17 protein-coding genes and 1 pseudogene are annotated in these 19,659 nt (G+C 67.2%); 9 read left to right on the top strand and 9 right to left on the bottom strand.

Going from position 1 to position 19,659, the window contains the following annotated elements; all coding sequences use genetic code 11:
• Positions 1–158 precede the first annotated feature (158 nt).
• Positions 159–1,226, bottom strand: coding sequence for a DNA polymerase IV (locus ACFWUP_RS30855; protein WP_379239511.1), 1,068 nt, complete (start codon positions 1,224–1,226; stop codon positions 159–161).
• Between the two features lie 77 nt (positions 1,227–1,303).
• Here ACFWUP_RS30855 and ACFWUP_RS30850 point away from each other — a divergent pair, with 77 nt between their 5' ends.
• The 4 genes and pseudogenes from ACFWUP_RS30850 to ACFWUP_RS30835 all read left to right on the top strand — a co-directional run bounded on the left by ACFWUP_RS30850 (position 1,304) and on the right by ACFWUP_RS30835 (position 3,101).
• On the top strand, positions 1,304–1,867 hold the full coding sequence (locus ACFWUP_RS30850; protein ID WP_379239510.1) for a TetR/AcrR family transcriptional regulator: 564 nt from the start codon (positions 1,304–1,306) through the stop codon (positions 1,865–1,867).
• Positions 1,868–1,908: 41 nt separating this feature from the next.
• Positions 1,909–2,316, top strand: a pseudogene (locus tag ACFWUP_RS30845) (PaaI family thioesterase); the annotation flags it as partial.
• A 243-nt stretch (positions 2,317–2,559) separates the two neighbouring features.
• Complete coding sequence (locus ACFWUP_RS30840; RefSeq protein ID WP_379239509.1) at positions 2,560–2,784, top strand: hypothetical protein; 225 nt, start codon at positions 2,560–2,562, stop codon at positions 2,782–2,784.
• Positions 2,781–3,101 carry a type II toxin-antitoxin system PemK/MazF family toxin gene (locus tag ACFWUP_RS30835; protein WP_379239508.1) on the top strand — a complete coding sequence of 107 codons (321 nt, stop codon included), beginning with the start codon at positions 2,781–2,783 and terminating at the stop codon, positions 3,099–3,101. Before ACFWUP_RS30840 ends, ACFWUP_RS30835 begins: the two co-directional genes overlap by 4 nt.
• Positions 3,102–3,188: 87 nt before the next feature.
• Here the strand turns inward: ACFWUP_RS30835 and lon are convergent, their stop codons facing one another.
• The 4 genes from lon to ACFWUP_RS30815 all read right to left on the bottom strand — a co-directional run bounded on the left by lon (position 3,189) and on the right by ACFWUP_RS30815 (position 8,087).
• Positions 3,189–5,858 (bottom strand): endopeptidase La, encoded by a 2,670-nt coding sequence (gene lon / locus ACFWUP_RS30830; protein WP_379239507.1) that lies wholly within the window; start codon positions 5,856–5,858, stop codon positions 3,189–3,191.
• A gap of 178 nt (positions 5,859–6,036) precedes the next feature.
• Positions 6,037–7,110, bottom strand: coding sequence for a DUF3068 domain-containing protein (locus ACFWUP_RS30825; protein WP_379239506.1), 1,074 nt, complete (start codon positions 7,108–7,110; stop codon positions 6,037–6,039).
• Positions 7,107–7,277, bottom strand: coding sequence for a DUF2613 domain-containing protein (locus tag ACFWUP_RS30820; RefSeq protein ID WP_379239505.1), 171 nt, complete (start codon positions 7,275–7,277; stop codon positions 7,107–7,109). Before ACFWUP_RS30820 ends, ACFWUP_RS30825 begins: the two co-directional genes overlap by 4 nt.
• A 30-nt stretch (positions 7,278–7,307) precedes the next feature.
• Positions 7,308–8,087, bottom strand: a complete 780-nt coding sequence (locus ACFWUP_RS30815) for a hypothetical protein (protein ID WP_379239504.1) — start codon at positions 8,085–8,087, stop codon at positions 7,308–7,310.
• An 83-nt stretch (positions 8,088–8,170) separates the two neighbouring features.
• Between ACFWUP_RS30815 and ACFWUP_RS30810 the strand changes: the two genes are divergently transcribed.
• Positions 8,171–8,788: a TetR/AcrR family transcriptional regulator gene (locus tag ACFWUP_RS30810; RefSeq protein WP_379239503.1), complete on the top strand. Its 618-nt coding sequence runs from the start codon at positions 8,171–8,173 to the stop codon at positions 8,786–8,788.
• 316 nt (positions 8,789–9,104) lie between these two features.
• Here ACFWUP_RS30810 and ACFWUP_RS30805 read toward each other — a convergent pair whose 3' ends face one another.
• Entirely contained in the window at positions 9,105–10,829 is a 1,725-nt protein-coding gene (locus ACFWUP_RS30805) for a protein kinase (RefSeq protein ID WP_379239502.1), read from the bottom strand.
• A 53-nt stretch (positions 10,830–10,882) separates the two neighbouring features.
• The gene (locus ACFWUP_RS30800) at positions 10,883–13,828 is read right to left on the bottom strand and encodes an AAA family ATPase (RefSeq protein WP_379239501.1); all 2,946 of its coding nucleotides are present in this window, start codon (positions 13,826–13,828) and stop codon (positions 10,883–10,885) included.
• A gap of 123 nt (positions 13,829–13,951) precedes the next feature.
• Here ACFWUP_RS30800 and ACFWUP_RS30795 point away from each other — a divergent pair, with 123 nt between their 5' ends.
• On the top strand, positions 13,952–14,287 hold the full coding sequence (locus ACFWUP_RS30795) for a hypothetical protein (RefSeq protein ID WP_379239500.1): 336 nt from the start codon (positions 13,952–13,954) through the stop codon (positions 14,285–14,287).
• 70 nt (positions 14,288–14,357) lie between these two features.
• On the opposite strand, the gene ACFWUP_RS30790 is transcribed toward ACFWUP_RS30795, so the two are convergent.
• Positions 14,358–15,245 (bottom strand): hypothetical protein, encoded by an 888-nt coding sequence (locus tag ACFWUP_RS30790; RefSeq protein WP_379239499.1) that lies wholly within the window; start codon positions 15,243–15,245, stop codon positions 14,358–14,360.
• Positions 15,246–15,249: 4 nt separating this feature from the next.
• The gene (locus ACFWUP_RS30785) at positions 15,250–16,125 is read right to left on the bottom strand and encodes a 3-hydroxyacyl-CoA dehydrogenase family protein (RefSeq protein ID WP_379239498.1); all 876 of its coding nucleotides are present in this window, start codon (positions 16,123–16,125) and stop codon (positions 15,250–15,252) included.
• A 195-nt stretch (positions 16,126–16,320) separates the two neighbouring features.
• On the opposite strand from ACFWUP_RS30785, the gene ACFWUP_RS30780 reads away from it, so the two are divergent.
• The 3 genes from ACFWUP_RS30780 (at position 16,321) to ACFWUP_RS30770 (ending at position 19,512) form a co-directional block, all read left to right on the top strand.
• On the top strand, positions 16,321–17,148 hold the full coding sequence (locus tag ACFWUP_RS30780) for a zinc ribbon domain-containing protein (RefSeq protein ID WP_379239497.1): 828 nt from the start codon (positions 16,321–16,323) through the stop codon (positions 17,146–17,148).
• 108 nt (positions 17,149–17,256) lie between these two features.
• Positions 17,257–18,612 carry a hypothetical protein gene (locus tag ACFWUP_RS30775; RefSeq protein WP_379239496.1) on the top strand — a complete coding sequence of 452 codons (1,356 nt, stop codon included), beginning with the start codon at positions 17,257–17,259 and terminating at the stop codon, positions 18,610–18,612.
• 108 nt (positions 18,613–18,720) lie between these two features.
• The gene (locus ACFWUP_RS30770) at positions 18,721–19,512 is read left to right on the top strand and encodes a TIGR03084 family metal-binding protein (protein ID WP_379239495.1); all 792 of its coding nucleotides are present in this window, start codon (positions 18,721–18,723) and stop codon (positions 19,510–19,512) included.
• Positions 19,513–19,659 lie beyond the last annotated feature (147 nt).

Here is a 19,659-nt window from a genome sequence, read left to right as displayed (position 1 = left end):
TTCTGTCGCAAGAAGAATCATCGATCAAGGGCTTCTTTCGTGATCAAGTGGGGTTCTGAATGGCCCGCCCACCCGGTTAAAAACCAAGCTCATGCGAGCATCGGCCGAGAAGGATCCTGCACCAGTACATGGTGATCAGATGTCCAGTCGGCGCCCGGTCAGGGCGGGAGGAGTTCGAGGCGGACTCCCAGGAGGCGGATGGGGCGGTCGAGGTCGAAGCGGTCGATGATCGCGAGGGCGGTGGCGACGATGGTGGGGATGTCGTCGGTGGGGGCGGGGAGTTTTTGCTGTTTGCTGCGGGTGTAGAAGGTCTTCGTGCGGACGGTGACCGAGACGCGGGTGCTGATGCGGTGGTGTTCGCGCATTTCCTCGGCGACCTCGGTGGCGATGCGGGCGAGTTCGCGGCGGATCTCATCGGGGTTGGTGAGGTCGTGGGGGAAGGTTTCGGATTTGCTGCGGCCCACGGGGATTCGCGGGGTCGTGGAGAGTTCGGTGTCGCCTTTGCCGTGGCCGAGGACCCACAGGTAGGGGCCGGTGTTCGGGCCGAATTCGGCGGAAAGGCGCGCGCGGTCGGCGGCCATCAGGTCGGCGACGGTGGTGATGTCGAGTTCAGCCATGCGTTTGGCGATCCGGGCGCCGACACCCCAGAGGGCGTCGGTGGGACGGTGGCCCATGAGTTCGGACCAATTAGCGGCGGTGAGTTCGAAGATGCCGGTGGCGGCGCCGGGGTCGTGTTCGGGCTCAGCGGAGGTCTTGCCGGTGGACTTGGCGAAACCGGTGGCGAGCTTGGCGGTGAGTTTGTTGTCGCCGATGCCGACCGCGCAGGTGAGGCCGAGTTCGATGATGGCGGTGCGGATTTCGGCGGCGAGCTGCCACGGGTCGGCGTCGGTGGCGACGAAGGCTTCGTCCATCCCCCAGACCTCCACCGCGCCGGCCACCCGGCCCAGGGTCGCCATGATCTCCTCGGAGGCGGCCTCGTAGGCGGACATATCGACCGGTAGGAACACACCATCCGGGCATTTGCGCTGTGCCATCTTCAACGCCATTCCCGCCCGCACGCCATATGCCCGCGCGGGATAGGAAGCGCAGGTCACGACCTTGCGAGGCTGGGCGGGATCACCCTCGCCGCCGACGATCACCGGCTGGCCGCGCAGCTCGGGGCGGCGCCGGAATTCCACCGCCGCCTGGAACTGGTCGAGGTCCACATGCAGGAGCCACCGGGGCACAGTTCCGGTTTACCCCATGGCACCGACAATTCGCCCCGACTCTTGCGTCGCCGTCGAAACAGAACTAAATTCTGTCTATGAAGATCCGAGATCGGTTACTGCTCGCCGCCGAGCGGCAGTTCGCCGAACACGGTGTCCTCGACGCCACCTTGAACGACATTCGCGCCACCGCCGAAGCCAGCGTCGGCGCGCTCTACCACCACTTTCCGGACAAGGCCGACCTCTACCGGCAGGTCTGGGTGAACGCGCTCACCGACTATCAGCAGCACTTCTGGGACGCGGTGGCCGACAGCGCCGACGCGCACGCCGGCATCGTGGCCGGGGTACACGCGCATCTGCGCTGGGTGCAGGAAAACCAGTATCGCGCAACGATTCTCACCACCGCGCGACCGCCCGGCGTCCGGGAAAGCGAGCGCAATGTGGAGTTCTTCACCACAGTCCGGCGCTGGTGGCGGACCCATGCGGGGTACGGCACGGTGCGTGACCTCGAACTGGACCTGGTCTACGCGCTGTGGCTGGGTGCGGCACAGGAATACTCGCGGCAATGGCTTGGTGGCAATATCCGTACCGCGCCAACCGATGTCGCCGCTGAACTCGCCGCCGCCGCGTGGGCGACACTGCGGGCCGACGGCACCGAATAGACACCATGCAGCGCCACGCAACTCGAAGAACGGAACACCCGATGCCGACCGAAGCCACCACCCTCGACCTCGACTTGGCGCGCCAAGTGCTCGCCGCGCAACCGTTCGCCCGTCTGGTCGGCACCGAACTCACCGAATTCGGTGACGGGGCAGCCACTCTCGTGATCGATATCCAGCCAGAACACGGCCAGCAGTTCGGCTTCGTACACGGCGGGGTACTCGCCTACGCCGCCGACAACGCCCTCACCTTCGCCGCGGGCACCGTCCTCGGCCCCAACGTCCTCACCGGCGGCTTCACCATCACCTACCTGCGCCCCGCCCAGGGTGAACGCCTGCGCGTGCACGCCACCGTCCTCGGCGCCACCCGCCGCCAAGCCGTCACCCACTGCGACGTCTACGCCGAAACCGAAGGCGAGGAACCCATCCTCTGCGCGGTCGCCCAGGGGACGACCCGGCGCGTGGAACAAGACCTCGAACGCGGCGAGCCTGAAGATCTCGCCGAGGACGAACTAGACGAGGACGACGACGAAGCCACGGACACACCCGACGCAGAGCCGACCGAGGAACCTGCCACCGACGAGTTCGAAGCGATCGCCCCGAACAAGCCTGCCAACACCCAGGCCTGGTCCATCGTCGCCGCGGAGTAATCAGCGACCAATTCAATGTAATACAAATTGCGTTACACTTGAGACATGGGAGCACTGAACGTTCGAACCGACGAAGCGATGGAGAAGGCGCTGAACATTCTCACCAGCGAGGGCCGCTCCAGATCCGAGGCGGTTCGCTACGCCTTGCTTCGGACCTACAAGGAACTCCTGCTCGAGCAGGCCACCGCCGATGCCGAGCGGCTGGAAAACGATCCGGACGACCGGGCCGAGATGCTCGCGATCCAGCGGTTCATGGGCGTCGCGGAGTGATCTTTCGTGGCGCGATTTACGAGATCAAGGCGATCCCCGGTGCTCGCGGCCACGAACAACGCGGCCATCGGTACTGCGTGATCATTCAGTCTGACCGGTTTCCATCCAGCACGGTGATCGTCGCGATGACCTCGACCGGGGCCGGTCCGGCGGTTTATCGACCCGAAATCGAATTCGATGGCACCAAGACACGGATTCTCACGGACCAGATCTTCACCATCGCGCCCGAACGGCTCGGCGAGTTCAAAGGGTCGCTCGAAGGTGTGGAGCTGAGGGATCTGGACCGGGCATTGATGCTGAAGCTCGGGCTGCTCTGATGAGACCGGCGTAATCGCCCACTTCGGCTCGTTTCGGTCAGATATCTGACTGGAGGGACGCGAAGGGGGCGATTACGCCGGTTTCGGTCAGGCGCTGACGGCGAAGGTCTTGCCGTCGGCGGCGGGTTCGGTGATGGGTTCGATGGCGTAGGCCAGGATGTCTGCCACGTCGGCTACGGGGCGGACTTCCAGGGCGGACAGGACTTCGGCGGGGACTTCGTCGAGGTCCGGTTCGTTGCGGGCCGGGATGAAGACGGTTTTCAGGCCTGCTCGTTGGGCGGCGAGGAGCTTTTGTTTCACGCCGCCGATGGGCAGGACGCTGCCGTTGAGGGTGACCTCGCCGGTCATGCCTACGTCGCCGCGGACCGGGCGGCCCAGTGCCAGGGAGACCAGGGCGGTGACCATGGTGACGCCTGCGGAGGGGCCGTCCTTGGGGACCGCGCCCGCGGGGAAGTGGATGTGGATGTTGCGGTCGAGGACCTTGGGCTCGATGCCGATTTCCTCCAGGTGGGAGCGGACGTAGGTGAGGGCGATCTGGGCGGATTCCTTCATGACGTCGCCCAGTTGGCCGGTCAGGGTGAGGGAGCGTTCGCCCTCGGCGCCGTTGGCCTCGATGTAGAGGACGTCGCCGCCCGCGCCGGTTACCGCGAGGCCCGTCGCCACGCCGGGGACGGAGGTGCGCTCCATCGAGTCCGGGGTGAAGCGGGGGCGGCCGAGGTAGTCGGTGAGGTTGTCGAGGTCGACGGTCAGGCTCGTCACCTGACCGGTCGGCTGCGGACCGGCTTCGATGTCGATGACGTTGTCGTAGCCGAGTTCCGGGTCGTAGCCGAGCACCGCGCCGTCGCTGAGCGAACCCTTGTCGACAAGGGCAGAGTTCGTGTCGAGCGCGCCACCGACAACAGCGTTACCGAGCGCAGCGTCACTGCCAAGCGTGGCGTCGTCGCCGGACGTGGCGCCATTGCCGACCCCAGCATCGTTGCTAAGCGCGGCGGCATTGCCGAGCGAGGCGTCGCTGCCGACCCGAGCGCCATTGCCGAGCGAGGCGTCACTGCCGAGCGTGGCGTCGTTGGCGAGACCGGGTTCGACGTCGCCTACGACAAGGCGAGTTGCTGCCTTGCGCATGGCTTTTGCGACGAGGCGCTCCATTTGGCGCACCCCGGCTTCGCGGGTGTAGTTGGCCGCGATCTCACGCAACGCCGCGTCGGTGATCGAAACCTCTTCGGAGGTAAGGGCATTGCGTTCCAGTTGGCGGGGGACGAGGAAGTCGCGGGCGATGGCGACCTTGTCGGCTTCGGTGTAGCCGTCGACGGTGATGAGCTCCATGCGGTCCAGCAGGGGGCCGGGGATGGTGTCCATGACGTTGGCGGTGGCGATGAACAGGACGTTGGACAGGTCCAGGTCCAGGTCGAGGTAGTGGTCGCGGAAGGTGTGGTTCTGCGCGGGGTCGAGCACCTCGAGCAGGGCCGCCGCCGGATCACCACGGAAGTCGGAGCCGACCTTGTCGATCTCGTCCAGCAGGACAACGGGATTCATCGAACCCGCCTCCTTCACCGCACGCACGATCCGGCCGGGCAGCGCGCCCACATAGGTGCGGCGGTGGCCACGGATCTCGGCCTCGTCGCGCACACCGCCGAGGGCGACGCGAACGAACTTGCGGCCCAAGGCCTTTGCGACCGACTCGCCCAGCGAGGTCTTGCCGACACCGGGCGGACCGACCAGCACGAGCACCGCGCCCGACCCTCGTCCACCGACTACCTCGAGCCCACGTGCGGCCCGACGCGAACGCACCGCCAAGTACTCGACCATCCGGTCCTTGACCTCTTCGAGGCCGTGGTGATCGGCGTCGAGCACCGCGCGAGCGGCCGAAACATCGGTGCTGTCTTCGGTTTTCACCGTCCACGGCAGGTCGAGCACGGTGTCGAGCCAGGTGCGGATCCAACCGGATTCGGGACTCTGGTCGCTGGCGCGCTCCAACCGGCCGACCTCGCGCAGCGCCTCGGCGCGCACGTTCTCGGGCAGGTCGGCGTTCTCCACACGGGTGCGGTAGTCGTCGGCGCCGTCGGGTTCGTCCTCGCCGAGTTCCTTGCGGATGGCGTTGAGTTGCTGGCGCAGCAGGAATTCGCGCTGCGACTTCTCCATGCCGTCGCGGACGTCTTCGGAGATCTTGTCGGTGACCTCGACCTCGGCGATGTGGTCTTTGATCCACTCGAGCTGACGGGTCAGGCGCGCGGCGACGTCGGGGGTTTCGAGGAGTTCGCGCTTCTGCTCGTTGGACAGGTAGGGGGCGTAACCGGCGGTGTCGGCGATGGACTCGACGCCGTCGAGCTGGTTGACGATGTCGATGATCTGCCAGGCCTCACGCCGCTGTAGCACCGCGATGACCAGCTTCTTGTACTCGGCAGCGAGCTCGCGAGTCTTGTCGTCGGGCTCGACGGCCTCGACGAGTTCGGCCTCCACCCACAGGGCGGCGCCGGGACCGGTGACCCCGTGCCCGATGCGGGCGCGGCGTTCGGCCTTCAACACGGCCGCGGGCGCGCCACCGCGCATCCGGCCGACCTGTTCGATGGTGGCGACGACGCCGTAGGAGGCGTACCCCTCGTCGAGGCGCGGCGCGACGAGCACCGAACCGGTTTTGGCCGCCTGCGCGGCGTCGATGGCGGCCTGCGCGGATTCGTCCAGTTCGATGGGCACGACCATGCCCGGCAGCACGATCGGATCGGTCAGGAACAGCACCGGCAGGTTCTGAGCTGAAGTCATGTCGACCCTTCCAAAGTTGAGCTTTGCTGACTCAACATGGACCCCGGTGTGTTTGTTCCTGCGGGTGCGCCACGTTCACTGACGGCGAAAAACACCTCGGCCTCCCCGGGTTGAGGACCGGGGAGGCCGAGGTGATGGAAGGGCTACCCGGGTTGAGGACCGGGAGGCCGAAGTTGTCTTACAGGTTCGACGAACGAAGCCGCTCGGTCGGGGGATCGAACTGGCGGCCCGAGGTGGAACCCGCGCTCATGAATCCGAGCACCGCGCCGCCGATGAGCAGCAGGGCGGCAAGGATGCCGAGGATGATCGGCAGGGTCTTGCCGTACAGGTCGAGCTTGTCCAGACTCTCCTGGGTGACGGCCATCTGCGCGTCGATGGTTTCCTCGTCGAAGACCAGGTGCGACTTCAGCACAGTGACGTCGACCTGCCCCGCGGTGCGGCCGTAGTACATGTGGATGTTCTCGCCACCCTTGAGGACGGCGCCGGTCCTCGGCTCCACCCACACGTCACGGGTGTTGGTGTAGAAGCGGGTCATGGTGACCGGCTCGGTGCCCTCGAGGCCCCACTTGGCGGCGGGCAGGGCGAGCTGATAGGACGGGTGCTTGACGACGTCCCACATGTTCGTCACCGGGATGGTCTGCTGGAAGTGGTAGACCGGCACACCGTTGATCTCCGACTCCTCGACGAAATTGATGTCGTGGGTCGCGCGGGCGTTGAGGTCGAAGTACGGGTACGTCTTCTTCTCGGTGCCGATCGGGAAGCGGTACTGCAGGCCGTGGCGCTGCTGCTCGGTGGGGATCTCGGCGCCCGACTTGGGGTCCTGGGCGACGGCGATCGAACCGTTGGGCGAGGCGTCGATCGGCGCGCCGGTGACGCGGTCGATGGTGACGCGGTCGACCGAGGCGGTGAGCAAGCCGTCCTTGGGGTCCTGGTCGTCGCGACGCAGGGTCTGGCCTGCCTGGACGGTCATCTCGCTGGAGTCCGAGGGCTCCTCGACCGTCAGGAAGCGCTGCGAGACGAGCGGCACGTTGGTGTTCACCTTGGCCGCGCCCTCGGTCGAGGTGAGCGACTTCGCGTCCAGCACAAGGCTTTCCTCGCCGGGAACGCTCTTGGCGACGGTGGTGATGCGCAGGTCGAGCGGGGTCTTGGCGACCTTGCCGACCGTGTAGGTGGGGATCATGACCGCGGCCGCGAGCAGCAGCGCGCCGAGCCCGACGAGGATGCAGGCGATCAGCCTGCGCACGTTGCTCATCGCGAGCCGTACTGCACGTTGCCGAGCAGCGACGAGCCCGGATCACCGGACTCCTCGGGCGCCGGGATCGAATTCTGTTGCGCGCCCGCGGTGATGCCGAAAACGGCAATCACCCCGAGGACCGCGCCGGCCAGGCCGCTGACCAGGCCGGGGACGACAAACTTCATAGATCGAACTCCAATTGCGTGGTGCGAGAATCAGCCGACGGAGAAGAACCCGAGGGTCGGGGCGAACGAGCAGGTCCGGTCACCATCGGCGGTGACCGTGGTGAGCGAGCCGGTGATCACGGCGGCGACCCGGCCGGTGCCGGTGTCGGCGATCGCGGACAGGGTGGCCGGGCCGTCGGGGTTGATGCCCGCCGCGTTGGTGAGCGGCTGGGTGCCGGTGCGGCGGTTGTCGAGATTGACCCACTGCACCGTCATCGGCGAATTCTGCACGGCGGTAGGGCTTTTCGTGCCGAGTGCGGTGAAGACGAAACCGGTCTGGCCCGCGGCAGGTCCGGGCGGGGGCAGCTCGGCGGGGCCGGGGACGGCCAGTGCGGTGCCGACAGAATCCGACGTCGGGCCGATGCAGCCCTTGCCGATGGTCGGGTAGAGGAACTGCGCGATGCGCGGGCCGTCGGTGGGCGGCAGTTCGGGTCCGCCGCCGCCGCTGCCGTCGAGGAAGGTGATGACCTTCTCGAGGGTGGCCTTGACCTGCGCGGGGATGCCGGGCGTGGCCAGCAGCACGCGGGCCTGGGCCAGGATCGCGGCCTGTCCGCCGTCGGCGATGGGGCCGGGGGCGGAAATGGCGCCTACGATCGTCGGTGCCAGCGCTGCGAGCGTGCCCGAGGGGACGTTCTCGGCGATGGCGGGGACGCTCGGCTGCGTCGCGGCGGACTGCGGGGCAGCCATCGTGGGCGTGGGTGCCACGAGTGCCGCACCCGCCGCTAGTACGAGGGCGGACAATGCGGTCCGCGATGCTCGAGTGCTCAGCACTGGTCGGCCGTCCTTTGTTCGTTGGATAGATGAAGCGACCCGGAAAGGTCAGTGTTATCCCGGGTTTCAGATACTTTGGAGAGGTGACTACAGCGGACAGGCGGTATGGGGGTCGTACGGTCGTCGCGCGCAAAGCCGAACGACGACTGCGATTCCTGGAAGCAGCGACACGAATTTTCGCCGAACGCGGGTACGCCACGTGCTCGCTCGCTGAGGTGTGCGCCGCCGCGGGCCTGTCCAAGCGGCAGTTCTACGAGGAGTTCGAAACCCGCGAAGACGTGCTGGTCGCGGCCTACGACCGCATCCAGGACGACGCCGCGGCCGCGGTGGGCACCGCGCTGATCGCGCTCGGCTCCACCGATCCGAAGCTGGCGCTGCGGGCCGGTTTCGGCGCGTACCTGGAATCGCTCGGCTCCGACCCCTATCGCGCGCAGGTGGCGCTGATCGAGGTGGTCGGGGTGAGCGATCGGATGGAAAGTCATCGCCGCAACCGTCGGCACGCCTGGTCGGCGTTGATCGAGGGGGCGCTGAACCAGGTGGGCGTGCGGTTGCGTGGGGACGCCCAGTTGACGACCGCGCTGATCACCGGGGCGGTCACGGGCGTGGCGCACGAGTGGTTGCTGCGCGAGTCGCGCCCGCCCGTCGACGACCTGGTCGACCTGCTCGCCGGGGCCGCACTGGCGCTGGTCACGTTCGACTGACATCCGGGCAGCCGTCATGGCGCCGGCAAATATCCGTGCCTGCCGCCCGCTCAATCGACTCCCTTTCCAGACATTGTGAGACCGACTGGCTTCACAGTGTGGGCGAGAGTTTGACATATTAGTGACCCAGATCGCAATGGCAGAAGTTCTGAGACCGGTACCACCTGGGGATATCCGGTGACAGCTCGTATCACTCAGTCTGCCATTCACGGCTCGGCGGCGGTGTTCATTCCTGGACGAACGACCGGTTTTGCGCTCCCGAGAGCGCTGTCCGGCTACCCGATAGCAACCTGTTCCAGTGTCGAAGGGCATCGGTTCAGCCTTTGCGGAGCGTGCCGGCGATGGTGCCACCGAACAGGCTCGGAGTCTCGTAGGCGAGGGTGCCGTCGGGTTGCAGGGTGGCCGTCGACGGCTTGCCCTCGTCGACGCAGCCGGGGCCGCTGGTCAGTCTGGCGCGGAAGGTCAGCCGGTTCGCGGTCGCGGCGGTGAGGGTCTCCGCGCGTTCGCATCGCTCGCGGGCGAGGGTGCCGGTATTGGCCGATACGGCGAGTTCCTGGCCGACCGCGCCTTCCGTGATAGTGAGTTCGATGTCGAATTGGACGAGTCCGTCGGCGGCGCGACCCGTCCAGGTGCCGACGAACTCGGCGGGGACGGTGGCCGAGCCCGGTGCGGTGGAGGTCGCGGTGGACGCGGTCGATGTGGGTTCGGTGGTGATCGGGGCGGTCGAACTCGTGGCGATGCCCGTGTCACCTGGAGCGTTCAGCTGAGTGCCGATCAGGTAGGCACCGCCTGCCACGGCCGATGCGACCGCCAGCGACGCGGCGATCAGGAGGGCGCGGGTGCGTCGCGAACCGGTGGCGGGGTGCTTGGCGAACGGTGCGGCGTTGTTGTGCGCCGCCACAAAACCCGCCGGGGTGAATTCATTGCTCGACGTCGCGGAGTTCGGGCCGACGTAGGTGGCCGCTCGCCGGGCCGCCGCCGTCGGATCGGTGGTGAATCCACCGGATTGTCCATAGGTATTCGATGGCGTTGCCATCCCGCTCGAGACAGCGGTGCCGGTCGGCGGGGTTGCCGCGGAAAAGTTCGGCGCCGATGTGGTCGACGACCGACCTGGTGCGGAAACCGCGGTGGTATCGGAATGCGGCGGGTCGGCGGGCCCGGAATCCAGGTCGAGCAGGCGGACGGCCGACGCGCTGATGTGTCCTAGTACTTGTGGCGGTAGCCAACCGGCTCGTTGGGGCGTACCGAGGCGGGCGAGTTCGGAAAGGACCTGCTGCGGAGTCGGTCTCGCGGCGGGGTCCTTGGCCAGGCACGACTCGACCAGCGGTCGCAGCGACGCGGGGAGGGCCTCGAGGCGGGGCTGCTCGTAGACGATGCGCCAGAGCATCTGCATGACCTCGGCCGTGCCGAAGGGGCCGTGACCCGCCGCCGCGAAGGTGAGGACGCCACCGAGGGCGAAGACATCGCAGGCGGGACCGAGGGTTTCGCCGCTCACCTGCTCGGGGCACATGAAACCCGGTGAGCCGAGGAACTTTCCGGTGGTGGTGAGGGCGGATTCGGCGATCACCCTGGCGATCCCGAAGTCGATCACCTTGGGGCCGTCGATCGCGAGCATCACGTTCGACGGTTTCAGATCGCGGTGCACGATGCCCGCCGCGTGCACCGCGACAAGCGCTTCGGCCAGCCCGTGCCCCAACGAGACAAGGGCGGGCTCGGCGAACGGTCCGAACTGGCTCACCGCATCGGTCAACGAGATCCCGGCGACGTAACCGGTCGCCAGCCACGGGGCCTCGGCGTCGACATCGGCGTCGAGAACCGGTGCGGTGAAAGCTCCCCCGACGCTTTGCGCGGCCGCGACCTCCCGACGGAACCGCGCGCGGAACTCACCATCGATCAGATCGGGCCGGATCACCTTCACCGCGACCGTGCGACCACCCGGATTGCGCCCGAGGTACACCTTGCCCATGCCACCCGCGCCGAGCACACCCAGCAAGCGGTAATCACCGATCCGCCGAGGATCATTCGGGCCGAGCGGTTGCATAGCGGTTTAGTTCCTCCGAACACGAGCATGCCTGCGGGTCACTGTAACTGTGTTCATCCGTGTTGGCGGCGGGCCGAGATTCCCATGCGGTTGGGGAGGGCGAGTTTGGTGAGGATGTTGCGAACGTGGGTTTCGACGGTGCGTTCGGACAGGACGAGGCGGGTGGCTATCTCGCGGTTGGTCATGCCGGTGGCGACGAGGTCGTGTACTTCGCGTTCGCGGAGGGTGAGCGGGTCCGCGCAGCGGGTGGCGGTGGTGATTTCGGTGAGGAGGGCGTCGGCCGCTGCGAGGCGGTGGGGCATCTCGAGGCGGCGGAAGGCGGCAGCGGCCTGTTCGGCGGTGGCGCGGGCGGCAGGGAGGTCCGCACGGGCCAGGAGGGTGCGGGCCAGACCGAGGTGGCCGAGGGCGATGAAGGGGCGGGCACCGATCGCGGTGTCCATGGCGAGGCCATGGCGGTAGAGGTCGACGGCGGCGTCGAGGTGGCCTGCGACGCGGGCGCTGTCGGCGCGGATGCGGGCGATCGAGCCGACGCAGAAGAGGGCGCCGGTGCCGTCGGCGGCGTAATGGTGTTCGCGGCCCTCGAACGCGCGGTAGACGCGGTCGGCCGTTTCGGCGTCGGCCAGGAGTTCGGCGCCGACACCCACCGAGTACACGGTGCCGGACCAGCGTGGACCGATCTCGAGGGTGTCGGGGAGTCGACGAAACGGTTCGAACAGCGCTCTCGCCTCGTCGAGATCACCTGCCAGAGCGTGCATCATCGGGGCGAACAGCTGGGCGATCGTGATCTTCGGGGCGAAGGCGAGCGAAGCCAGTGCCGTGGCGAGCTCGTCGCGGTCGATGTGGCCGGCGATCACCGCGTACATGCCGCGGAAGGCGTGGTGCAGGCCCGCGAGGGAGTAGTCGCCGATGCCGACGGCCAGTTCGTAGGCTGCGGTGTCGGAGGCGAGGGCGGCGGGGAAGTCGCCGACCAGGGCGGCGCGGGTGGCGCGCAGGCGGAGCAGATGCCAGCGGGCGATCGGGAGACGACGGCGATCGGCGAGGAGTTCGATGTGGTCGAGGGCGTCGTCGAAGGCGGGCAGATCGCCGCGTTGCAGGGCCGCGTCAGCTGTCCACACGTATCCCCAGAGTTGGGCGAGTGGCTGTTCGGCGTCGGCCGCGATGTCGATTGCCTTGGCCGCGAGCACCATTCGCTCATCGAGGAAGTCGACGGCGGCCAACGACAGATGACGGGCGTGGATCGCGTCGAGGATGACATCGGGGTCGGTGGATCCTCGCGCGGCGCGCATGGCCTGGTCGGAGAGTTCCCTGGCTCGCACACCGGCACCGCGATCGGCGGCGGACAGGGCACGCTGGGCGAGGATCCGGGCGATCAGGTCGGGATGGCTGTCCGGGTCGAGCAGACGTAATGCCGTGCCGCAGAGCATGTCCAGCTGGGTCATCACCGTCGGTGTGGTGACGCCTTGGACCACGAGTCCGGCTTCGGCGAGCAGATCGGCGCGGTCGGCCTGCTCGGCCAGTGCGCCCGCTTCGACGCAGTGGTCGAGGCTGGTGGACACCCGGCCCGCGGCGAACTCGTCGCGCGCCAGATCGATCAGCAACTCGGCGCGGTCGGCCTCGGAGGCGGTGCTCGAGGCATCGATTGCCCACTGGCCGAAGCGAATTGCCTCCGCATAGGCGGCGCTCGCCCGTGCCGAACGGGCGGCTCGCCGGGACCAGTGGCGACCGCACGGTGAGTCCGCATCGCCTGCCGCCTGCCGCCAGTGCGTGGCGATCGCACCCGCGACAGCGGAATCCGGGCCGCCGCGCGCGCTCAATTCCTCAGCGGCCGCACGGTGCCAAGCGGCGCGACGCGACGGCACCAGATCGGCGTAGATCGCATCGCGGATCAACGCGTGGGCGAATCCTGTTGTGCCATCGTCGAATCGACGAATGATGCCCGCGCCGGTCGCCGCATCGATCGCCCTCGAAACCTGATCACGCACCGTCGGATCGACCGCACCCTGCTCGGGAACAGCATCGGGGCTCGGCCCAAGACCGGCGCTGTCACGTACCGACTTCGGATCCCCTTCGTCGGACTTCACTGTCGATGTCGGGCCGTTCCATCCGGCCGTCTCTGGCGCAGATCGCCGCCGAGCGGAATCCGGAATCCGCGTCGACTCACACACTCGTTCCAGCAGGTCCGCATCGATCCTCTCGCCGAGAATGCTTGCGGCGCCGAGGGTATCGACCTGATCCGGGGTCAAACGGTCGAGCTGGGTGAGGATCAGGCGGCGGATGCCGGGGACCGACAGGAGTGGGTCGTCGCCGATATCGGTGCCGGATTCGATGACGAGGCGGACCAGCAGGGGAGTGCCGTCGGTGCGCGCGTGCACGCGGGGTGCGAAATCGGGTGCGCGACCGGCCTGTTCGAACCAGTAGCGGACCTCCTGCTCGGAAAGTCCTGAGACGGGCAGGGATTGGAAGTGGGGCAGTCGCAACCAGGCGGGCTGGTCGGCGAGCAGGGTTTCGCCCATCGGCTCGCGGGCGGTACCGACGATCAGCACCTTGGTGCGCGGGGTTTCGGTGGCGACATGGGTGAGCAGGGCGAGCGAGGTGGGATCGGACCAGTGCAGATCCTCCAGAACCAGCAGCAGGCCCGAAGGTTCGGCGGCCGCGGTGAGAACGTCGGCGACCTCGGTGAACATGCGGAACCGCTGGGCCGCCGGTCCACCACCCGGCTCGGTGACGGTGTCGAGGGCGGGCCCGAGCTCGGGTAGCTCACGTGCGGCACGGCGCCACGGCCACAGCGGTGGCATCCCGGCGTCGTCGAGGGCATTGCCGCGCACCACCCGCAATCCCGCCTCGGCCGCCACCGTGGCGACCCGCTCGGCCAGCCACGATTTGCCGATCCCCGCCGCGCCGCTGACCAGCACGAACCGGCCCGCACCCGAGGCCGCGGCGACCACGGCGGCGCGCAGGCGGGCCATCTCGGCATGCCGTCCCACGTCCGGATTCCGCACCGAACAAGTATCGCGCGTGCGGGGCGAGTTCAGTACTGCGATTACGTACCGGCACTGATCCGCGCGACACCGATCGGCGCGAGCATTGACCTATCACATTCCCCCAGGTCAGGAGCTGAAATCATGTACGCACACCTCGTCTGGTTCGACCAGCCACGCAACGCCGACGAACTCGCTGCCGTCGACTTCGCCCGTACCAACCGGATCGGGCCCGCCGTGGCGACCGTGCCCGGCCTGCTCGACTTCTACGAACTGCGCCGCGCCGACGGTTCCGGCATGGTGATCGGCATCGCCGACACCGAGGCGGCGCTGCACGCGGTGAGCGCGGCGATCCTCGCCACCGAACTGCTGCCGGGGGAGGACCCCGCGCTACTGCCGGGCCCCGACCGGGTGGAGATCTGCCCGGTGCTCACCCACCACGACCTGGCCACGATCTACGCGCAGGCGGTGCCGTCATGAATCCGATCGTGCTCGGTGCCCGAATGCCGGTCGGCCGGTGTGTCGGTCTGGCTGTGCAAGCCGTCCTCGGTTACAGATCCGCCAGCGCGATGCCGGTGAGCGGGCTGCCGATCCGGACCAGGTCGGTGTCGGTGCCCGCGCCGAGATCCACCTGGCGGATCGTGCCGCCGAGATCGCTCACGTAGAAGCGGGAATCGAAACCGGTCACGCCGATGGCCTCGTGGTAGCCGGTGGAGATGATCTCCGGGGTGCCGACTTCCGGTTGGATCTGGGCTTTGTACAGGGCATTTCCGCGCGGAGCTGCGCCGCGATCGGTCCAGACCAACTCGCCCACACCGTGCAGTTCGACATCGATCGGCTCGGGCAGATTCTCCCAGAGCAGTTCGATATCGGTGCGGGCCGCGGGATCGGCGCCGGGTGGCAGGTCCATCGGTGCGCGGAAGATCCGGCCGTCGCCTGCCTTGGCCGCGCCTTTCTGCGTCCAATAGAGCAGGCGACGGTCGAGGTCGAGGCAGATGCCGACGCACCAGTCGCGCACCACGGTGGCGTCGTCGCCGGTCACGACAAGGGCGTGCAGGTCGTCACCGTTGAGATCGCAGGTGAGGACCTGCATGCCCTCGCGGTCGCACCAATACAGCCTGCCCCCTTCGGTATCGATGGCGAGCTGTTTGCCGGTGGTGAAGGCGCCGACGGCGACGATCGTGGTGCGATTGCCGCCGTCGAGGTCGACCCGTTCGATGGAACCGTTGCGGGAGAAGAACCCCGGTTCGGCGCCGGGGGCGGGCCGCGCGTCGGGGGTGCCCATGTTGGTCCAGTAGATGTGGCCGCGCAGCTTGTCGACCACGACACCGTCGGGGCACCGGTCGAGACCGTCGACCACGGTGCGCACCTGCTTGCCGTCGAGCGAAACAGCGTGCATCACCGCACCTTGGAGATCCAGCGCCAGAATCTCGGTCACCGGGTCAGCCCTGCTTCGGCTTCGGGTAGTCGTCGTAGAAGCCCTCGCCGGTCTTGACCCCCAGCTTGCCCTCGTCGACGTACTTTTTCAGCAGTTTCACCGGGCCCGTCGGCAGGTTCGGGTTCTCCTTCTCGTAGTGCTCCTCGATATCGAGCACCACATCCAGACCTACCTGGTCCATCATCCGGAACGGGCCCGCCTTGGTACCGAAGTTGCGCATGAACATCTCGTCGATGTCGTGCGGAATCGAGACGCCCTCGTAGACGACCTCGAGCGATTCGCGCTTGATGGCGGCCCAGATGCGGTTGAAGATGAAGCCGGTCGACTCCTTGCGCACCAGATACGGGTGCAGGCCGTACTCCGGGAAGGTCTTCAGGACGAAGTCGAGCACATCCTTGGAGGTGTTGCCGTCCGACATCACGTCGAGCACGGTCGACTGCGGCGGCATGTAGAAGTGGGTGTTGAGCATCCGATCGCTGGTCTTCAAACCCTCGGTGAACAACCGGCTCGCATACGACGACGAGTTCGAGGCGACGATCGCGTCGGCGTCGGTATCGGTGTCGAGCTGGGCGAAGACCTTCTTCTTCAGGTCGAGAATCTCCGGCACCGCCTCGACGACCAGCCACGCGCCCTTCACGCCGATGGCCTGGTCGGGCACGTATTCGGCGGTTCCCGGCTTGCCGTCGGTCACGGTGGCGGCCACCTCTGGCAGCTGATTCTCCACGAAGGCCACGGCCGCGTTGCCGACGTCACCGTTGGGATCGATGATGCGGACCTCGCCGCCCCTGGTGGCGAACATCAGGGCGATCCGTCTGCCCAGCGTGCCACCACCGATCACAGCGACCGGACGTTCGAAATGATTCTTCGGAACATTGCTCACAGCGACTCCCTTTGCACAGGCGACGGGGGACCAACTCGGTGACGCAAACTCCAGCTTTGCCAGCCTAGCGCCGCCGTGTGTCAGCGTGGCTATCCCGCGCGAGACCCCCGCCGCATTATCGGCGCCCAAGACAGGAGCTTCGACGACAGCAGTCGGCAACTTCGGTGTCGGTGGCGCGTGTCACACTCTTTGGCAATGAGCCGTCACACCGCATTCCGGTACTGCCTCGACCTCACCGTCGAGCAGTCCGACGTGCTCGCCCGGCACGCTGGGGCTGCCCGGTTCGCGTTCAACCAAAGCCTCCATTTCGTGAAGTCCGCCCTCGACCATCGCAAGACCCACCCCGACCACCCCGTGCCATGGACACGGTTCGACCTGATCAACGCCTTCAACACCTGGAAGAAGTCCGAAGACGCCGGACGTGTGTTCGCCGTCGACACGGATGGGGTCACCGAAGTGCGAGTGACGGGGTTGGCCTGGCGCTCCCAGGTGTGCCAGCAAGTCTTCGAGGAAGCCGCTGTCGACTGTGGTCGCGCTCTGACCTCTTTCTCAGCCTCGCGGACCGGCAAACGGGCTGGTAAACGGGTCGGGTTTCCCCGTTTCAAGCAGAAGGGCCGAAGCAATCCGTCGTTCCGAATTCGCAACAAGCACAGCAAGGGCGGCTGGGCGGCGATCCGGGTCGGCGACAATGAGATCGCCCGGTCGGTCGCTGTCGCGGACCGCTGGTATCCGTCGAGTAAGCGGTGCTCAGCCTGCGCGACGATCAAACCTACCCTCGCGCTGGCTGATCGAGTATTCGCCTGTGAGTGTGGGTTTCGTGCCGACCGTGATCACAACGCGGCGGTCAACCTGGCTGTATGGCCGACGATTCACCAGGACTTCTCACGATCCCCGGACCCCCGAGCAGGAGGCCGGGTTACCAAAGTCCGCCGACGGGAAGGCGCTGACCGATACCTTATCGGTGTCGGTGTAACCGTCCCGGTTGACGCGGAAACCGACGTTCGAGCCGCATTCGTGGCCTGAACCGAAGACGCCCGAGAAGGGCGGTGTCTGGCCCGATCCAGTGTCCGGACATGCTGTTATCCTCACGACTTAACGTATTTGCGCGCGTCAGCACTAGGGGGCTCCTCGATGACCACACTGGCCTCCGGACTGTTCATCGACTGGGAGCAGCTGACGGGGCAGTCGAAATTCGTCGTCGAGCTGGTCAGTTTTCCCATTTTCAGCGCGCTGGCCGGGTGGCTCACCAACTGGACCGGCGTGCTGATGCTGTTCTGGCCGCTGTATTTCAAGGGCTTCCGGGTGCCGATGCTGCACGTGCTGTACCCGTACCTGCCGCGGCGGGTGCAGGTGCTGCCCACGTTCTCCGGCGACGGGCGGATGCTCGGTTTCCAGGGCTTCATCCCGGCCCGCGCGGAGAAGATGGCCAGCATCTGCGTGGACAAGGCGCTGATGCGGATCGGCAGCCCGCGCGACTTCATCCACGAACTCGACCTCGACGGCATCGGCGACTATCTCGCCGAACGGGCGCGCGATCAGGTGCAGCCGATCGTCGACGAGATCATGAACCGGGAGAACCCGGACCTGTGGCGTTCGCTGCCGCGGCCGGTGAAACAGGCCATCTACCAGCGCGTGGACCGGCAGTTGCCCGCGCTGTGCCGGCGCGCGTTCGAGACCCTCGGCGACAATATCGACCAGCTGCTCGACGTGAAGAACTTCGTGATCCGGTACCTGCAGCAGAACCCGGCCATCCTCAAGGACCTGACCACCACGATCGCCGCGCCCGAGCTCAAATTCATGGCGCGAATCGGTCTGCTCGGTGCGCCTTTCGGCCTCATTCTGGCGCTCTACCTGCACATTCATTCGAGCATTCCGTACTGGGGCGCGATTCCGGCCTGGGTGATCGTGCTGTTCGCCTCGGCGATGATCGGCGTGACGGTGAACGTCATCGCGATCAAGATGGTGTTCGAACCGGGCGATCCGCAGCCGCGCTACAAGTACCTGTGGCGCCAGGCGCTGCTGGCCAAACGTCAGCCGCAGGCCGCGACCGACCTCGCGCACATCCTGGCCTACCAGGTGCTGACCGTGGAGAACCTGTCCAACGAGCTGCTGGAAGGGCCGAACGGGGACAAGACCCGTCAGCTCATCGAGCGGGTGGTGTCGGAGGAGATCCACAACCAGCTCGGGGCCACCGCGTTCATGGTGCGGGCCGCGCTTGGCAGGCGGCAGTTCGACAATCTGGCGGTCTCGGGCGCCGGTGCCGGGGTGATCTCGGCGCGCACCATGGTCGAGGACGAGGAGTTCGTGCTGGAACAGGCGAAGAAGATCGACGATTTCGCCGCCCGCAAGCTGCGCACGCTGACGCCCGGTGAGTTCATGGAGATGTTCTACGCGTCGGTCGAACAAGACGCGTGGTTGCTGTACCTGCACGGTGGGGCGCTCGGCATCGGTGTCGGCGCGCTGCACCTGCTGACCTTCGGTTGGTAGTATTTCGAAATACAAGCACGCGTGCTTGCATTTTTTGCGGGTCGCTGCGACTCTTGGTGACGACGGCGCACCGATACCGGGTCGCGCCATGATCGGCAAGGGAACTCCATGGCTGACCTCGCAGCGCTGCTCGACGACTTCGCCGCCGAATGCGCGGATCTGGAAAACCTGGTCGCACCGCTGACCCCCGAACAGTGGAAGACGCCGACCCCCGCGCCGCGCTGGGACATCGCCACCCAGATCGCCCACCTGACCTGGACCGACGAGGTATCGGTGATCGCCGCCACCGACGCCGACGGCTTCGCGGCGTTCCTCGCCGAAGCCGCGTCGAAGGCATTCACCCTCGTCGACGACGGTGCCGAGGAAATCGCCAAGAACCCACCCGCCGAGCTGCTGGTGCGCTGGCGCGCCGGCCGCGAACAGCTCATCGCCGCACTCGCCGCCGTCCCCGTGGGCACCAAACTGCCCTGGTTCGGCCCGCCGATGAGCGCCGCATCGATGATCTCGGCCCGCATAATGGAAACCTGGGCCCACGGCCAGGACGTCGCCGACGCCCTCGGCGTCACCCGCACCCCCACCGCCCGCCTACGCACCGTCGCCCACATCAGCGTCCGCGCGCGCAACTACGCCTACCTGGTCAACGGCGAATCCGGCCCCCCCGAAGAATTCCGTGTAGAACTGACCGCCCCCGACGGCACCCTCTGGACCTGGGGCCCCGAATCCGCCCCCCAACGCGTCACCGGCCCCGCCCTGGACTTCTGCCTGGTAGCAACCCAACGCCGCCACCGCGAAGACACCGCCCTACTCACCGAAGGCCCCGACGCCACCCACTGGCTAGGCATAGCCCAAGCCTTCGCAGGCCCCCCCGGCACAGGCCGCGAAGCAGGCCAATTCGCCTGACCCCGGCAACACCGCACACCCCAACCCGCCATACCCGCACTCCCAGCCCCGCACGACCCGACCTCGAGGAGGGTCCCGCCGCGCAGCGGCGGTAGCGGCCCGGCCGCGAGTTAGCCGCCGTTGCGTCGAGGCGCAGCCTCTAGCAAC

This window comes from Nocardia sp. NPDC058658 (assembly GCF_042716665.1).
In the GTDB taxonomy this organism is placed as follows: domain Bacteria; phylum Actinomycetota; class Actinomycetes; order Mycobacteriales; family Mycobacteriaceae; genus Nocardia.
Note: the sequence above shows the minus strand (reverse complement) of the source record. Positions and strands in the feature narration are given on the sequence as shown.